The organism is Endozoicomonas sp. 4G (assembly GCF_023822025.1).
Classification (GTDB): Bacteria; Pseudomonadota; Gammaproteobacteria; order Pseudomonadales; family Endozoicomonadaceae; genus Endozoicomonas_A.
This window is the reverse complement of sequence record NZ_CP082909.1, coordinates 5382033-5398633: the sequence shown is the minus strand read 5'-3', so window position 1 is coordinate 5398633 and position 16601 is coordinate 5382033. Positions and strand designations below refer to the sequence as shown.

Sequence of the window (16601 nt, the reverse complement as noted above, 5' to 3'; positions counted from 1 at the left end):
TAACTGTATGACATTAGGCCAAATGCACAGTTTCGCCAGAACTGTTAGCAGTTATTTTTAATTCAGCGGTTCTGGAACCCAGTGACCCGAAATAAGTGCAATTTTTTCATGTTGATCCGTGGATAATCATCGAATCAAAACCTCCGTATCGATACCAAGCCAAGATGTTGCCCTCTATAGAAGACCTGCCTGCCAAGTTCCCGCCCAAACTGTCTGACTCACTGTCTGACCCACTGTTTAATCCACAACGGCTGACCTCTGCCCTGATTCTGGTATTCCTGACCATACATCTTTTGTTGGCAGCACTGATTCCACTGACTCATTACGAAGCTCATTACGCCCTGTACGGTACTTATCTTGACTGGAGCTATCTGGATCACCCACCGCTGACAGGTTGGCTGCAAACGATTCCACAGTTGTTTTCAGATCATGACTTTTTATTGAGATTGATCCCGATAGTATTATTGACCGCCAGTCAGTATCTGCTTGCCAGATCCTGTGAGCGTTTATTTCCCACAGCCCATCCATGGCTTGCACCCATTACCCTATTAATCATCAATGGGGCCATCGTCACCCATCTGGGAATTACCATGGCACCGGAAGTGCCGCTGCTCTTTGCGGCTCTGCTGTGCCTTCATTCTCTCCTTACTTTGCAAAATAAAGACCGCTGGCAGAATTGGCTGGGCCTGGGGTTTGCCCTTGGCCTGGCGGGGTTGTCCAAGTACACAGGTGTCACTCTTGCTCTGTCATCGGGACTGATACTGCTTATGAATCGTGGTTTTGCCGTTCTCAAACACCCCGGACTTTACCTGACCATGGCCATCACGCTGTTGATGATCAGTCCTGTACTCTATTGGAACTGGCAAAATGATTGGGCATCCTTCCAGTTTCAACTGGGTTACCAGTTCGAAGAGTCCGATAGTACATGGAGTCTGGCCAGCGCTTTTGAAGCCATAGCGATCCAGATCGGTGTCTATTCCCCACTGTTATTTATCGGCGGCCTGCTGGGCTCAGCCCGGGTGATGCGCAGCGGTAATCCCGGCGGGAAGGCCCTGGTGCTGATGGCATGGCCTATCCTGCTGCTGTTTTTCTGGATGTCTGGAGCAGGGCGATCATCAGCCCACTGGACGCTGATCAGCTGGTATCTGCTGGCTCCTCTTGCGGCACTATGGGTATCAGAGTGCTGGGGTTCAAGAGCTGTTCGCTGGCTGGCAAAAGGTTCTGGTAGCTTTTCTGCGGTGTTGTTGATGGCGTTTTTGGTGATTCCCCTGCCCATGCTTGAGTTCCCTGACATGAAGCACCCGCTGGGAAAAACAATGGGGTGGGAAGAAGCCGCCGAAGAGGGTCAACGCTTATTGCAGACCATTGAACCCGATCCGGATTATGAAGAGCCAACATTGCTGGTCACCAACTGGCACTATGCAAGTCAGTTGTCCTGGTACACCCAGGGTGCGCCCGTTCGTGATTTAAGCTCTGATCCCAGTCAGTACGTTCGCTGGTTTGGCGCCGCTGACCGCTGGACCCATGGCATCGTGATTCTACCCGATAACGAGAATACCATCAGTGTTCCGAATATGAATTGCACACTGCTGGAGAAAACTCCGGTTGAGTACGGAGAGAGCCTGGTTGGCCATTTCAGTTTCTTCTACTGCCAGGCCATTCAGTCCGGGCAATTAACGAGCTTGTAGTTAGCGCAACTAACGGCTCTGTCAGTCATTTTCGAAGCGAATCCCTGCATACTTGGCAAATAATATAAAAACACCACAAGGAGTAGGGAGTATGCAGAAAACAGGAAAATTCAGTGCAGCCATCCAAACAGCTCTTTTCGCCGCTATAAGCCCGATCAGGGGCATTATTGAAGGAGCGCGATTACTGACCACCGTGGTCGCTATTCCCGGTGCGGTCGCAGGCTATCTGTTGGGAACACTGGTCAGTCAGGTCATTAAAGTGCGCCGAACCGTCAGTGTACTGCAAGCGGCAGGTGCCATTGTTGGCGCTTATCTGATCATCCTGCAGGCCATCTCTCACCCTCTGCTGATGGCCTTATATCTCATCCCCGTAATGACAATAGTCGCCAAACAAACCATTAAAAACCTGATGGCCTGTAAAGCGGTATATCAGGAACTCAGAAAATACGGAACTTCAGAAACCCTGAAGCGTGGCGCAAAGCCGCCTATAATCCCTCTGCCCGGCAAATTTCTTATGGGTCGCAACAAACCCGGCCTGCAATCTGTTACACTGCCCGCCCAGACATCGTTCACCGCTACATAAGGCTTTGTTATGCGTTTTCTGGATCAGGTTCAGGCGGCTATGCGTAAGAACAACTCTCTGCTCTGCGTAGGTCTGGACCCTCTGCCCGAGAAGTTTCCCGCCCATATTCAGGCGCTGGAACAGCCTATTTTGGAATTTAATCGTTTCATCATTGATGCCACTGCCGACTTAGTGTGTGCTTACAAACCCCAGGCGGCCCATTATCATGCCCGTGGCGCTGAAGAGGAACTGGCTCAGACCATCGAATACATCAAAGATAATTACCCGGATATTCCCGTTATTCTCGACTCAAAGCGGGGTGATATTGGCAGTACGGCGGATCAGTATGCGACGGAAGCATTTGCTCGCTATGGCGCAGACGCCATCACCGTCAACCCGTATATGGGCATTGATACCATTGCGCCCTTCACCCGCTACGAAGACAAGGGCACCATCATCCTTTGCCGAACCTCCAACCCCGGGGCCGCTGCCATCCAGAACCTGAAGGTGGGTGACGATTTCCTGTATGAAGTCATTGCCCGTAAAGCCAAGGAGGAGTGGAACGACCACAATAACCTGCTGCTGGTTGTCGGCGCCACCAACCCTGAAGAACTCAAGCGGATCCGTACCCTTACCGGTGATATGACATTCCTGGTTCCGGGCCTGGGCGCCCAGGGTGGCGACGTAGAAGCCACTGTTAAAAATGGTCTCAACCATCAGGGTGAAGGCATCATTGTCAACTCTTCCCGCGGTATTCTTTATGCCGGCAATGATGAAAACTTTGCCGAAGCAGCCAGGGCGGCTGCCATTGAACTTAGAGATCAGGTAAATCAGTACCGTTAACAAATGGCTATTGGAAGATATCCTGAACCGGTATCTTCCTTTACAAAGACCTTTACAAAGACAGCCCCTGATCCTGATAAGCAGTTTGCCAATAATGCGTTTATCTTCTATACATCTACTTCTCCCTATTTTTTAAAAAGGATTAGCATGTGTAAGCGTCTATTTTTATTGTCTTATTTTGTCGTGTTGCTTCAAATACCACTTTCATTCGGAACAATAATAAAAACTTCCTCAAGGGATTTTGTTGTAGAACGCAACGGAGAAACGGTAAACATCAAAATAGAGGGTATACCCGGAATCATTGACTATTTTGCAGAGGTTAAACATGAAAATCCCGATTGCACTGGTTGCACAATGTATTTAATCAGAACATCTGAGGGGAAATACTATGTACATCATAAAAAAAACCAAATAGAGCATTCCGGAGTTGTCGATGTGATGAACCATCTATTCGTGACTGGAGGGAGAGCATCAGGGACGGTTCTCTTCATGCCGGGAAAGGTATCCACATCCTATTATGGATTACCCTGTTATCTACATAACCAAGTCGATGCACGGATGCAAACCACATACGTCCCTAACTTAGCGCAACTGTCCGATGGTTATTATCAAATTGTGATGGGACCCGATATTACCATTTCTGAATCTGTGATTGTTGGCAATTTTGAAATAGTAGAAGAAGCAACCTTTTAATATTTTTAATGCCCATTTCGAGCTTAAAATAGCAAAGCCATTGCGAGGAATTGCAACGAAGGTACAACTATCTTGAAAACACCCCGTTCGGCACTCCCTTAAAATCCTCGCCGTTGTTGGCTTCTGTTGTTTCAGCGGTATACTTAGGCGTTATTTCTGATAAGGAAGCTTCCCATGCGAAGACTCAAGAAGCTGCTGGACCAAAACCGCGAATGGTCAGATGCTGTTCGGGAAAAAGAACCTGATTTTTTTGAGCAACTTTCTCAGCAACAGGCTCCCAAATACCTCTGGATAGGCTGCTCTGACAGTCGGGTACCTGCCAACCAGATTACCGGCCTGATACCTGGTGAGCTGTTTGTTCATCGCAATGTGGCCAATCAGGTCATTCACACCGACCTCAACTGCCTCTCGGTTATCCAGTTCGCCGTTGAGTACCTGAAAGTGGAGCACATTATAGTGACCGGCCACTACGGCTGTGGCGGTGTCCAGGAGGCGGTAAAGAATCGCAAACTGGGTCTGATTGATAATTGGCTGCGTCACATTCAAGATGTACAGCACAAGCATCAAACCTTCCTGAATACTCTGGGCAGTCAGGAAGACGTGTTCGAACGTATGTACGAACTGAATGTTGTAGAACAGGCTCTGAATGTCTGCCAGACCACCATCGTTCAGGATGCCTGGCTGCGTGGGCAGGACCTGACGGTGCACAGCTGGATTTATGGGCTGAAAGACGGCCTGCTGAGGGATCTGGGACTCTGTGTCTCCGATCCTGACAGTCTCAATGGACTCTACAGCGATGCTATCAGGCTGATTACCCGCTGACTCTTCTTCTGTAAGTTCCGATGGTCATTCTCCGTGGCTGTCGGCTTTCTCCCTGAACTATCACCCGGCATCTGTATTTGCCAAAACCCCGTGACATAAGTTCAATTTAAAGTAAGAATAAGTACATCTTCATCAGTGAACTGTCGTTTTCACTTATGACTGCTTTAAATAAAACAATAAATAGTAAGCCGCAATGCGCTTTCCACTTCAGAGGATAAATCTATGACGCCTGAAAAATATCCGGTCCTGATGAGACTGTTGCACTGGCTGATGGCCTTTACCATCCTGGGTATCATCGCCAGTGGCTGGTATATGGCAAGCCTGTCCAAAGAGGTCAGCTATAAATACGACATCTACCCTTGGCACAAGTCTTTTGGCATCCTTATACTCCTGCTGGTAACGACCCGCATTCTGGTACGATTATTCAGCAAAGTACCTGAGCTACCTAAAGATTTACCCAATCACGAGAAGATATTGGCCAGGCTCACTCATTATTCTCTCTATGCCTTGATGATTCTTGTACCTCTCAGCGGTATCACCATGTCCGATGCGGGCGGGCATGATCTGTTCCTTTTTGGCATCCCACTGCCTGAGCTCATGGAAGACAACAAAGAGCTGGCAGGGACTCTCCATACGATCCACTCTTATATTCCCTATGCATTTCTGGCCGTTATAGCCCTTCATATTGTGGGTGCGCTTAAACACCGGTTTATGGATAAACCTGAAAACGATGTGCTGGGCAGAATGCTCTGAGCCGGCTAAAAAGGGCTCCGGTCAGGAGCCCTTTTTACCAGTCGGTAAACCCTGATGTTATGGCCTGTTCTTAAAGTCGATACCAGAACCTGTAGCGCTTTATCCCACTGACACACCAGCCCACTGGCAGCCCGCAACGAAGCTCGCTCGTCAATATTGTCGGAGAAGCACAACATTCTCAGTGTCATTCTGGCACCATCCGTCGAGATCATTGCGATAAATGTTGGTTCGTTGGGTTCCCGGATCACCAGAATAAAATCACCCTCACCCAGTGCAGTGCTGGTTAATTGCTGGATTGAGTTGAACTCCTGCAGCTCTTCAACCTCAAGATTAATCTTAAGCGCCATCATCGCCAGACCAACATCCATCAGCTCCAACGACAAGGCGTATAAATTCGGAAGCCGGGATTCGTCCAACTCCGGAGGCAATGAAATTTTTTGGCAATTGTTAGACATTTGATTCAAAAAACATTGCCGAATAGCAATGTCATGACCCATTAAGGTATCTGAAGCCAGAGTCACCCCACGCCCACGGCTACGAACTGCCTTTTGCAAGCTTTCTGCCTCTGCCTCTGCCTCTGCTTCTGCCTCTGCCTCTGCCTCTGCTGCTGCTTTTGCTGCTGCTTCATCATCATACAGGCGAACATAATCCTTTGAAATCCCCTTCAACATGTAACGCAATAGACGACTGAATTCAGACAACTGAACCCGGTAAAGCTGACCACTTAACTTGTTCAGGTAACGGCTGATCGTCCAAACAGTGAAACTTTGATCATGATCGACATAGCACACCGCTTTGCCAGCCTGATTTAAAAGAAAAGCGAAGCTCCAACTGCCTTTCAGGACAATCAGGGAAAAGAAATAACCTCCCTGAGGATTGGGAAGCGTCAAAACGTATTCGCCCTCATCCAAAATCTGGATATTGTCCAGGGGTTGAGTGGATGCACTCATCCAACCAACAGAGATCAACCCTGCCACTACACTCTGTTGAATTTCAGTCTGCACATGAATTAACAGCTGCTGAAGTTTATGTACTATTTCATTTGAAGCATCGAGAGTGTAGGTGTCCATGTTAATTTCCAGATAACAGACGTTGAAGGATTCAGCGGATAATACTTCTTGTTCGCAGGGAAGTTCGTCAAAAACTGGAGACTTCTGCTGGGCACCATCAAAAAAATCAAACGGCTGCTCCAGCCATTCACAACCACTCTGACTTTCCTCATCAGGAACGGGGGCAGGAACGAGGGCAGGAACGAGGGCAGGAACGAGGGCAGGAACGAGGGCAGGAACGGGGACAGAAAGCCCTGCTCCGGAAAAACCATTGAAGGATGGCTCTGATAAAGCTATTTGGCTGGTTGAAAACGTATCAACAGCATCAGCCCATCGACTGCAACCAGGGTCTAACCGAGGATCCCATCGTGGTTTTTTAAACAAAGGTTGTTCTTCACACTGGCAAGTCTTCTCAGTGGATATATACACCTCTCTGGGCTTGGGCTCTTTATTTTTCTGTTTATTAATCGAAGGATAGAACTGCACATTTTTACTGGCTCTTGCCCGGACGACTTTTTTTTCCCTGAACGTCCTGCCACAGCGACCACATGTACAACGACATTTCTCAAGCCTATGCCGACATTGTTGACAGCGTTGGCGACCTGATTGATCTATCACTATTTTATCTTTCTTGTGGTCGTCAGAGCCGTGACTGTAGAAGGCACCAAGCGATAAAAATAAAAACAACAACACACTCAAACCCGCTCCGAACATACAGCCTCCTGAACCAGACCCTTCAGGCAGATCAGTCCAGCTCACTTTAATATCCATACAACATCACACCTGCAATGCTTGCCTTTTATAAATTAATAATGACTGCCATCACGTGACTTTAATCGGTAAACCTTGACGTTGTGGCCTGTTCTTAAAGTCGATACAAGAACCTGTAGCGCTTTGTCCCATTGACAAAACAGCCCACTGGAAGCCCGCAACGAAGCTCGCTCGTCAATATTGTCTGAGAAGCACAACATTCGCAGTGTCATACTGACTCCATTAGTGGAGATCATTGCCATAAATGTCGACTCGCCGGGTTCCTGAATCATCAGGATAAAATCACCCTCACCCAGTGCCGTGTTCGTTAATTGCTGGATTGAGTTGAACGCCTGCAGCTCTTCAGCCTCAAGATCAATCTTAAGCGTCATCATCGCTTGACCAACATCCATCAACTGCAACAAAGCGTATAAGTCAGGAAGCCGGGATTCGTCCAACTCCTGAGGCAATGAAATTTTTTGGAAATTGTCAGGCATTTGATTCAAAAAACATTGTCGAATAGCGACGTCGTGACCTACGGAAGTATTAGAAGCCAGCTTCACACCGCCCTCACTGCTGCAATCTACCTTCTGCAAGTCTTCTGATTCCTCATCATAATCCGGGCCATAAAAAGCCTTATGGCTAGCCCCTATCATGTAATCAATCACCTCCTTCGAGATCGGTATCTTAACTTGATAAAGCTCGCCTCCAACCCTCAGGTAGCATTCAATCGCGCACATAACGGCAAGTTTTTGATTGTTGATGTAACAAACCAAAGCCCCCTCCTGATTCAGAAGGAAAATCAGGGTTACTTTGTCTTCTACAATAACGACGGCAATGGAATGACCACCCTCAGCATTGGGTAGAACCAGGGCATAATGACCATCACTCACAGACTTAATATTGCTGACAGGTTTAGCATCCGCATCCACCCACCCAACAGAGGCCAACCCTGCTACTACACGCTGTTGCATGCCAGCCCGCACCCATGAGCCGGTATCCTCCTGCCAATTATAAACTGCCAAGCTATCATCCTGTTCAATGGCAGTCTGAACCTGATGTAATACCAGCTGAAACTGCTGCTCTCGTATATCGGTAACGTCACATCCCAGAGGTACCATGGCTTCTTCCAGATAACGAATATTAAAGGGTAAAGCTGAGGGTGGATATTTCTGGCTTAAAGGTTTGACTTTAAGCGGAACCTGCTGCCTGAAGCCGCTAAGATCATTCCGCTGTGTAAACCATTTACGATCAAGTTGATTTTCCTTATCTGGTTCTGAATCTGAATCTTGATCTGAATATGCACCTGAACCTGAAACAGGAGCAGAACTTGAAACAGGAGCAGGAGGCTCTTCGTGGAAAGCACCTCTCACAGTTAATTCTGATAAAGCCATCTGAGAGTTTGAAGGTCCATCAAAAGCATCCACCCACGTACTGCAACCAGGCTCCTGTTGAGGATCCCATAGCCACTTTCTGACCAAAGGCTTTTCTTCACACTGGCAAGTATTGTCAGTGGATAAATAGACCTCTCTGGCCTTGGGTTCTTTGCCTCTGTCACTCTGGGCGGAGTCTTGCTCTTTTTTGTCTTGCTCTTTTTTGTCTTGCTCTTTTTTGTCTTGCCCTTTTTTTCTTGTTCTTGCCTGGGCGATTAACCTTTTCTCCCTGAACGGCTTGCCACATTGATGACATCGGCAACCACAGGCATCAAGACTTTCCCGACATTGTTGGCAACTTTGATGACCCGATTCATCTGTTACTATTTTATCTTTTTTGTAGTCGTCATATCCGTGACTGTGAAACGCTCCAAGCGACAAAAATAAAAACAACACACTCAAACCCGCTCTGAGCATAGAGCCTCCTGAAACAAACCATTCAGGGAGACTAGATACTTAATCGAGATTCGTCATGGAGAATCGGGAAAATTATTCACCATTCCGGCAAAGTGACCTATTCCAGCCAAAGCGAGTTATCAAACCAGAAAAGACATCATCCAGCGAAGCAGATAAAAAAAGCCGTTGGTGAGTAACGGGATGGGTCAGTTCCATATCCGTACAGGCCAGCAGTAATCTTCCGGCTGAAAAGTGTTGGGCAAAATATCGGTTATGCACTCCCTTCCCATGTTTGGCATCGCCAATAATCGGATGGGCAATGTGCTTCATATGCCGACGAATCTGATGTTTCCTGCCCGTTTTCGGCCAGACTCTCACCAGCGAGTAGCGGCTGGTTGGGTATCTTTCTATGGCAATCGGCAGCTCGACTGTTGCCAGTCTTTCATAAGCGGTAACCGCCTCTTGGGCCGGTTTATCCTGGCGTGCCTTGCGATCGGTCATTTTATCCAGCTCTTCTTTCAGCGGATGATCAATCACACCAAACTCTGGCACATACCCTCTGACAACCGCCAGATAGGTTTTCTCCACCAACCCGTCCTCAAATTGTTTTCCTGCCAGCCGGGCAACCTCCGGCGACAGGGAAAACAGTAAAACACCTGAAGTAGGCTTATCCAGACGGTGCAGTGGATAAACCCGCTGACCCACTTGATCTCTGACGATCTGTAAGGCAAACCGGGTTTCATGCCGGTCAATCATGGAACGATGCACCAGCAGGCCCGATGGCTTGTTAACCGCCACTAGCCATTGATCCTGATAAATGATTTCCAGTAATTCTGAAGTCTCTTCGGACATATACGACATCTCAACCTTAAAGGAGGCTATATGGCAGGTAAATCGCTATCACATTACCTCAAGATCAGAGAGATCGGCTCTCATAAGACTTTCGCGACCCAGGTCAAAACCTGCTACTGAAACGTAAACATCAAACCAGCGGTTCAAGGCTTCGATGTCTCTCTGCTCAGGCCAGCGACCCGGATCTTCTTCCCAGGCGGACAATTCATTTTCCATCATGGCACGGGCGTTGTTGGTCAGTACCGCCTTAAGGCCTTCCTCCGTTTCCTGCTCATCCAGCAGGTAGGAACCACCTTCCAGGCTCCAGTCTTCCGGCAAGTCGGTGCCCAGTCCTTTTGCCCAATCAATAAAAGGCTGTCCGGGCTTCAGGGTTACAACACAACGATTAATAAACTTCATGAGTTCTACCATCGAAATAAAGTTCTGTTTGATTCTATAACCATTTTACCCTTGGAGTTAGCTGCTATTGTGAACGACTCGCCTCTGAAGGAGCGAGCTTCCAATACTTTTGCTGTGCACGGGATGAAAAACCGGCAATTCTTGTCTAAATTGTGCAGCGGCAAGCTTCAGACTCCAGTTTCCGAAGTCTTATTGCTTCTAACCCAATTCTAACAAGTGCTTGATGCGGTCAGATTATCAAGCGTCAAGGAACCCCGTACTCAATGTACCGGTATCCAGTTGAGGAAAAACGATGAATTTTTTGTTCAGGGCGAAAGGCCTTCTGCTTCCTTACGCCATGGTGCTGTTATGCCTTTCTGCAAAAGTTTCAGTGGGGCTTCAGGGAGTGACTTTATCTCTGTCTATGGTTGAGCCTGTCCTGGCAAACAACAGAATTGCGGTATCTGATGAAGGTACAACCGTTCAACTTGGTAACAGAGTCATTTATCTGGATGATTTAACCCGGGATGACGTGAACCGGGTATGGCAGTCCTTCTTGTTTGGTGGTGTCATGTCGGCCATATTTTCTACCATGGGTTTGAGTTATGGGTTTTATTTTCACCATCACTGGCTCAATTCCTATTCCATTGCGATATTGGGTACGATGATGTCAGCCTTTCTTTATACGGATGCGATTCTAACCCGACTCAGGTTTGGATATGCCCTGGTTCGGAGTCTTTTTTCTCTTGATTATCCCATGCCTTATGCTGCCATTGCCTGCATAGTGCTGACAAGAGAAGAGCACAACCTGAATGATCCCCTGAGAACATACTTTAGTCCAAAGCTTGTATTGCTGTTACCACTGGCAAAAATACTAAGCTTGTCGTTCTTGGAAGATAAGAGTAATACCACAACCCATACGGATTTGAACGTGACAGGACACGCAGCTGATTTGTTCATTATCTACACTGAACCATCTCCTGTTAAGACGACTGCTTACAAACTGGAAAGAACAGGGGTTAGCGAACGGAGTACAGGCCATGATGGTTACAGCGCCCTGGCAGAAGCTATGAATAAGAATGGCCTCAGCGCTGTCTATATAGGTCCATTATTTTCCAAGTTCTTTCCCATGCCTTCGTCTCTGCCGAACGGCATTCAAATGTCAGAGTATGTTGTTGCGCTGGCCTATATTTGTTTCCGTGTGCACGATGGTGATGAACTGGTATACGGTATATTCGTCCAGAAGGCTTCTGGTTTGAACAAACCGGAAGCCCTTTCACCTTATCTGTTGTCTGCTTTTTCTAATTCTCATAATCGTTCAGCTATCACCAGGGCTCGAACCCTTCTTGCCCCAGTTTTTCTTGAAGAAGTCGCTGAGTTTCTCAATGAGTACGGCAACAATGAGACTGTTCAGATTAAGAATACAGCAGGAAATGCTCTGCATTATTACTTTTATAACGGGGAAAGCCAGGGGGAGGTTGTTGACATACGACACACTGAAGATAGTTCATATTTCACTTTACCCGGTTCAGATGGATTCCCTGAGGCTACTATCACCTGGAGCAGCCAGTTTGATGGACAGCAAACATTGGCTCTGGATACTGGCTGCAATGAGGATAGCAGCTGTGTGGTTGCCCAGTATAAAGTGCCTGCATGGGTCAATAAACTGTTAAGTATGCAGTTGGCTTACCTGGGATATTCCGTCGGGTTTAACTGGGCCGAAAGAGCTGTTAATGCTGTCCGTTCAGGCAAGCGTGTATTACCAAATTTTGAAGCTACGGATTACAACGGTGATGATGACAGTTGTCCAGTCTGTAAACGTCCTTCAATAAGCAATGAAGAGGGTACCTTTGATGGACTCGATGAGGATGAGCCTGTCGCGTTGATGAACCTGGCATGCAAGCACCCTATCTGTGCAGATTGTCAGAACCAGTTAATCCAGAATCAACTGGATGACAACTTACTCTCTGCCTGGAAGTTACAGCGTTTTGGTGTTAAGTGTCCAACCTGCAACCAAAAATCCTCTTTCACTCTGCTACCTTAGGCTCATGCAACGGAAATGCGCTGTTCAATTCGAAAGTGGATGCCCTCCCATCAAGGGATTCATAAGAGACAGGAAAAAATTTTGCCCATTCGCCCCAAGGGGATTGCCGCTTATTCACTTTTGCTGAACAGCGCCTATCTGAACAGTGTCTTCTTTCTTGGGGTAGTTTTAAAAGTGAGGAGTTACGAGTTTGATTTCTTATAGGTCTGATTCATTATTTTATTTTGCTATGAAAAAAATACTGGTGTTGTTTTTTACGTTGGCTTCCTGTTTTTCTCTGGCTAATGAAGAGGTCGATTTTCATTCAGGCAATAGTACTGACATGGCTCTGTTTGGGGGCGTTCGGGGACTCTCCCCTGAAATCAAAAGTGCATTAAAGGAGCAGGGTTTTGATAATTTAACTTTTAATGGCGAGGATAGTGGAAAAGTTCTGGAGACAATCAATAGTATTTTCAGTCGACTTGATGATGTCTCTTATAATGAAGGAGGGCTGAATGCAACAAACCATTTGATCGATGAAGCACTTTATGATGACCCTGAGTTGTTGCAGGCTGTTTATGAGACCTTGAAACAAGGGTTTTCTTTTTTGCCCTTGGTTTACTCTCAATACAGTACATGGTGGCACTTATATAATGGCATCGGGGATTTCTATCAGGTTCTAAAAGACCATCTGGCGGCTGTCCGGAAGCAGCCACCGCAAACCATTGAAAAACAGTCTGATCAATCAAGTTTCCTGAATTGTTTTTTTTCTGGTAGTAAGTCCCAGTGCTATCATCCTGAAGTGCTTGGTTATGCCATTTCAGGTATCAGCGTAGCCTGGCTATTACATACCAGTTATCGACTTCTTTATGTCTACAGAGATCTCAATGTACCATCTGCTGCCTTTATCGCAGGTACGCTGACACTGGGTACACTGACTTCAGCCTGGTGGGGGGAAGGTAATTCGATCTACGCTGTTTTGGCCGTTCAGGCACTTCGGGCCTATTTTCTGGTAAGTGGTCATCATCGTGAATTGTTCAGTTCTAATAAACTGGTCAGAATTTTATTGGCGTCTCATTATGTAAGTTCGGTTTTAAGTTTGATAGACAATTTACGCAATATTGGCTACTGGTCTGCTTTCAAGAAGGCCAATTGGCCTGCATATTATTTCTGTACCACATTGGCTGTGACCTCAGTGTTGGCTTACATCAGAAATATTCGTATTCCTGAGGCAATGCTGGTGATGGTGGGAGGCTCGACTTCAGCTTATCTGGTGACAGCATTTGCAGCCCTGTATGGTGCTCAAAATATGAACATGGAACACTGGCATTTGCTGCTTGCCTATGGCGGTATGATTATAAATTCTATGATTACTCCGGCAGGCATGTTCAATGTTATCCCTACATTGACTCAACAGTCTGTGATTGCCTTACGCTATGCCTACTCTTTAACAGAACCTGTTCCGGATGTTGTGGAGGGTTTTGATCCTGTATATTACACGGTAATGTCTATTATCTTGCCTGTGATGTATTTGCTGAATATCCCGATTATGTAAGTATTGCCGGTTCTGTCTCTGCGCAAACTAAATATACTGTCCGGCACAATGGCCTGAAGCCCAGGCCCACTGGAAGTTAAAGCCCCCCAGGTGGCCGGTTACATCGAGAACTTCACCGATAAAGAAAAGCCCTGGCTGGATGCGGCTCTCAAATGTTTTCGACGAGATTTTCGCAGTGTCCACGCCACCCAGCGTCACCTCTGCTTTTTTATAGCCTTCTGTACCAGAAGGTTTCAATTCCCAGTTCTCCAGTGCTTCAGCCAGATCTTCAAGTTCAGCCGAGGTGTAGTGTGCCATGGGCTTTTGACCATTGTCGGTTAATAATCTCAGCTGGCCTTGCTCACACAAGGCTTGAGACAACCTCTTGGTCATATGTTCAGACAAAATAGTGGCAGTCTGTGCCTTGGGCCTCTGTCTGGCACAGGACTGAAGCCAGTCGTGAATATCTACGCCAGGAATCCAGTTAATAGCAACCGTATCCCCCGGATTCCAATAGGACGAGATCTGTAAAATAACCGGCCCACTGACACCACGGTGGGTGAACAGAATATTTTCCCGAAAAGACTGCCCATTGCAGCGGGCTATCACTTCGGAGCTGACACCGGAAAGTTCTACAAAGTGTTTCAGCCAGGCCTGATTCATAGTGAAAGGTACCAGTGCCGGTTTTTGCTCAATCAGTTTATGACCAAACTGTTCAGCTACCTCATATCCAAAACCGGTGGCTCCCATGGTCGGGAATGATAAACCACCGGTTGCCACCACCAGTGACTGACAGGAAAAATCGCCGATATTGGTGGCCAGTGCGTAACCCGAAGATTCATTGGACTGTATGGATTCAACACGGGCTTTGGCTCGAATGGTGACACCGGCATCCCGACACTCACTGACCAGCAGATCGACGATCTCCTGTGAACGATTGTTACAGAAAAGCTGCCCCAGTGTTTTTTCATGCCAGGCCACCTGATACTTATCCACAAGTGCCTGAAAATCCCACTGGTTATAACGTGCCAGGGCTGACTTACAGAAGTGCAAGTTGTTTGACAGGTAATGGGCAGGCTCGGTGTAGAGATTGGTGAAGTTACAGCGTCCACCCCCTGAAATGATAATTTTCTTCCCAATCTTGTTGGCGTGATCCAGTACCAGAACCCTGCGGCCCCGATAACCCGCCGTGAGCGCGCACATAAGGCCCGATGCACCGGCACCGATAATAATGGCATCGTAGTCAGATTGTAGCGCTCTGGTCAGGGGCATATTCAATAGCTTTCAAATAAACGGTAAAGCCGTCAGCACATCGGCTGTCAGTGGGTTTTCAGATTGACATACTCACCACCCTAAAGGATGGTGATTCTGCACTAATTAGATAGTGCAGGCTTCAGCCTCACGGCTTTAGCAGTTTCCTGTTGCCGACGACATTACAGCATCGTTCGCTTGGCAGGCTCTAAGGGTATGACCTACCCCGAATTTCGTATATGCGCATTTATGCTAGAGGAAATGTAGTTACATCAACATCATATTTCAACGGAAACATTGATATTGTTGATAGAAGGAGTCCCAACGGACTCCCGACGAACTCCCCCTACCTCAAAGAAAGGGTTTATACGTTCGTCGAAAAGATGTTAGTGCTTTGATATCGACTCATGTCAGGCAAAGAACAAGAGGTCGTTATCACTGCTTGAAATTGCACCAGACAGCCATGATAATGATTCTCAATTAAATCCTAAGATCCTTTGAGTAGTTATATGGCAAGATCTCCTGCAAGAGAGCTATCTGTAAAGAGCATTGAGTCCCTGAGTCCTCATATGAAACGGGTCGTCCTGACCGGAGAATCTCTTTCTGATTTCCCACCAGATCAAGCCAGTGCTTATATAAAGCTGGTTTTCGATAATCCTGCCACACCCGAGAAGCCACTCCGGAGAAGTTACACCGTCGTTTCCAGTGATCAGCATACACAACAGTTAACAATTGATTTCGCAGTACACCCAAATACCCGTGACCAGGGGCCTGCTGCACGCTGGCTTGAAGATGCCAGCATTGGCGATCCGATCTCAGTATCCGGACCGGGCCCTACCAAGCTGGTTGACCTGGACGCAGACTGGTTTGTACTCACCGGAGATCTGACCGCACTGCCCGCCATTCGTGCCAACATAGAGATTTTACCCAGCCATGCAAAAGGCTACGTCATTCTGGAAATTCCTCATCAGGACGATCAGCAATCCTTGGCTCTGGAAGCATCATCAATTCCTGAAGGCATGGAAATTATCTGGGTGATAAACCCTCATCCAGGGCAGCAGAAAGAGCTTTTAAAAGAAGCCTTGGCCAATCTGCCTCGCCTGCCTGGAAACCCTTACCTATGGGCTGCCAGTGAGTTGAACGCTGTACTGGAGATCAGAAACTGGGCAAATGGACAATCTCTGACCCCCCGCTCCTCACGCTACATCAGTAGCTACTGGCAGCTTGGCCTTCCAGATGAAGCCCACAAAGTACAAAAAAGAGAGAGGCTCGCTGAAAAATAAGGGCCTGTACACACTTTTTCCTGCACAGACGACCATGGACGGTCTATTAGAAAAGGAAGTGGATAACCATAACGCACAACGCAAAAACCCCAGTCGATCTCTCAACTGGGGTTTTGCTGTATTCAATGCCTGGCGATGACCTACTCTCACATAGGGAAACCCCACACTACCATCGGCGATGCGTCGTTTCACTACCGAGTTCGGGATGGGATCGGGTGGTTCCAACGCTCTATGGTCACCAGGCAAAACTGGTTTGAACCGGAGGTTCATGAGGCTTTAAGGCTTTAAGGC

14 protein-coding genes and 1 rRNA gene are annotated in these 16601 nt (G+C 47.3%); 9 read left to right on the top strand and 6 right to left on the bottom strand.

What is annotated here, in order from left to right:
* Positions 1–164 precede the first annotated feature (164 nt).
* The 6 genes from K7B67_RS21405 to K7B67_RS21380 all read left to right on the top strand — a co-directional run bounded on the left by K7B67_RS21405 (position 165) and on the right by K7B67_RS21380 (position 5361).
* Positions 165–1688 (top strand): glycosyltransferase family 39 protein, encoded by a 1524-nt coding sequence (locus tag K7B67_RS21405; protein ID WP_252177873.1) that lies wholly within the window; start codon positions 165–167, stop codon positions 1686–1688.
* Positions 1689–1779: 91 nt separating this feature from the next.
* Positions 1780–2271 carry a hypothetical protein gene (locus tag K7B67_RS21400; protein WP_252177872.1) on the top strand — a complete coding sequence of 164 codons (492 nt, stop codon included), beginning with the start codon at positions 1780–1782 and terminating at the stop codon, positions 2269–2271.
* Positions 2272–2280: 9 nt separating this feature from the next.
* Positions 2281–3093, top strand: coding sequence for an orotidine-5'-phosphate decarboxylase (gene pyrF / locus K7B67_RS21395; RefSeq protein WP_252177871.1), 813 nt, complete (start codon positions 2281–2283; stop codon positions 3091–3093).
* 3 nt (positions 3094–3096) lie between these two features.
* A complete protein-coding gene (locus tag K7B67_RS21390; RefSeq protein ID WP_252177870.1) occupies positions 3097–3786 on the top strand; it encodes a hypothetical protein in 690 nt (229 codons plus the stop codon).
* 174 nt (positions 3787–3960) lie between these two features.
* Positions 3961–4608: a carbonate dehydratase gene (gene can / locus K7B67_RS21385; protein ID WP_252177869.1), complete on the top strand. Its 648-nt coding sequence runs from the start codon at positions 3961–3963 to the stop codon at positions 4606–4608.
* Between the two features lie 222 nt (positions 4609–4830).
* Entirely contained in the window at positions 4831–5361 is a 531-nt protein-coding gene (locus tag K7B67_RS21380; protein ID WP_252177868.1) for a cytochrome b, read from the top strand.
* A gap of 5 nt (positions 5362–5366) precedes the next feature.
* Here the strand turns inward: K7B67_RS21380 and K7B67_RS21375 are convergent, their stop codons facing one another.
* The 4 genes from K7B67_RS21375 to K7B67_RS21360 form a co-directional block, all read right to left on the bottom strand.
* Positions 5367–7181, bottom strand: a complete 1815-nt coding sequence (locus tag K7B67_RS21375) for a hypothetical protein (protein WP_252177867.1) — start codon at positions 7179–7181, stop codon at positions 5367–5369.
* A 35-nt stretch (positions 7182–7216) separates the two neighbouring features.
* Positions 7217–9010, bottom strand: coding sequence for a hypothetical protein (locus tag K7B67_RS21370; protein ID WP_252177866.1), 1794 nt, complete (start codon positions 9008–9010; stop codon positions 7217–7219).
* A 72-nt stretch (positions 9011–9082) separates the two neighbouring features.
* A complete protein-coding gene (gene truC / locus K7B67_RS21365) occupies positions 9083–9841 on the bottom strand; it encodes a tRNA pseudouridine(65) synthase TruC (RefSeq protein ID WP_252177865.1) in 759 nt (252 codons plus the stop codon).
* A 48-nt stretch (positions 9842–9889) separates the two neighbouring features.
* Positions 9890–10240 (bottom strand): hypothetical protein, encoded by a 351-nt coding sequence (locus K7B67_RS21360; RefSeq protein WP_252177864.1) that lies wholly within the window; start codon positions 10238–10240, stop codon positions 9890–9892.
* 292 nt (positions 10241–10532) lie between these two features.
* On the opposite strand from K7B67_RS21360, the gene K7B67_RS21355 reads away from it, so the two are divergent.
* On the top strand, positions 10533–12263 hold the full coding sequence (locus tag K7B67_RS21355; protein WP_252177863.1) for a hypothetical protein: 1731 nt from the start codon (positions 10533–10535) through the stop codon (positions 12261–12263).
* Between the two features lie 190 nt (positions 12264–12453).
* Positions 12454–13797: a hypothetical protein gene (locus K7B67_RS21350; RefSeq protein WP_252177862.1), complete on the top strand. Its 1344-nt coding sequence runs from the start codon at positions 12454–12456 to the stop codon at positions 13795–13797.
* 27 nt (positions 13798–13824) lie between these two features.
* Here the strand turns inward: K7B67_RS21350 and K7B67_RS21345 are convergent, their stop codons facing one another.
* Positions 13825–15048, bottom strand: coding sequence for an NAD(P)/FAD-dependent oxidoreductase (locus K7B67_RS21345; protein ID WP_252177861.1), 1224 nt, complete (start codon positions 15046–15048; stop codon positions 13825–13827).
* Between the two features lie 488 nt (positions 15049–15536).
* Between K7B67_RS21345 and K7B67_RS21340 the strand changes: the two genes are divergently transcribed.
* The gene (locus K7B67_RS21340) at positions 15537–16310 is read left to right on the top strand and encodes a siderophore-interacting protein (protein ID WP_252177860.1); all 774 of its coding nucleotides are present in this window, start codon (positions 15537–15539) and stop codon (positions 16308–16310) included.
* A gap of 127 nt (positions 16311–16437) precedes the next feature.
* Here K7B67_RS21340 and rrf read toward each other — a convergent pair.
* Positions 16438–16553, bottom strand: a 5S ribosomal RNA gene (rrf, locus tag K7B67_RS21335).
* Positions 16554–16601 lie beyond the last annotated feature (48 nt).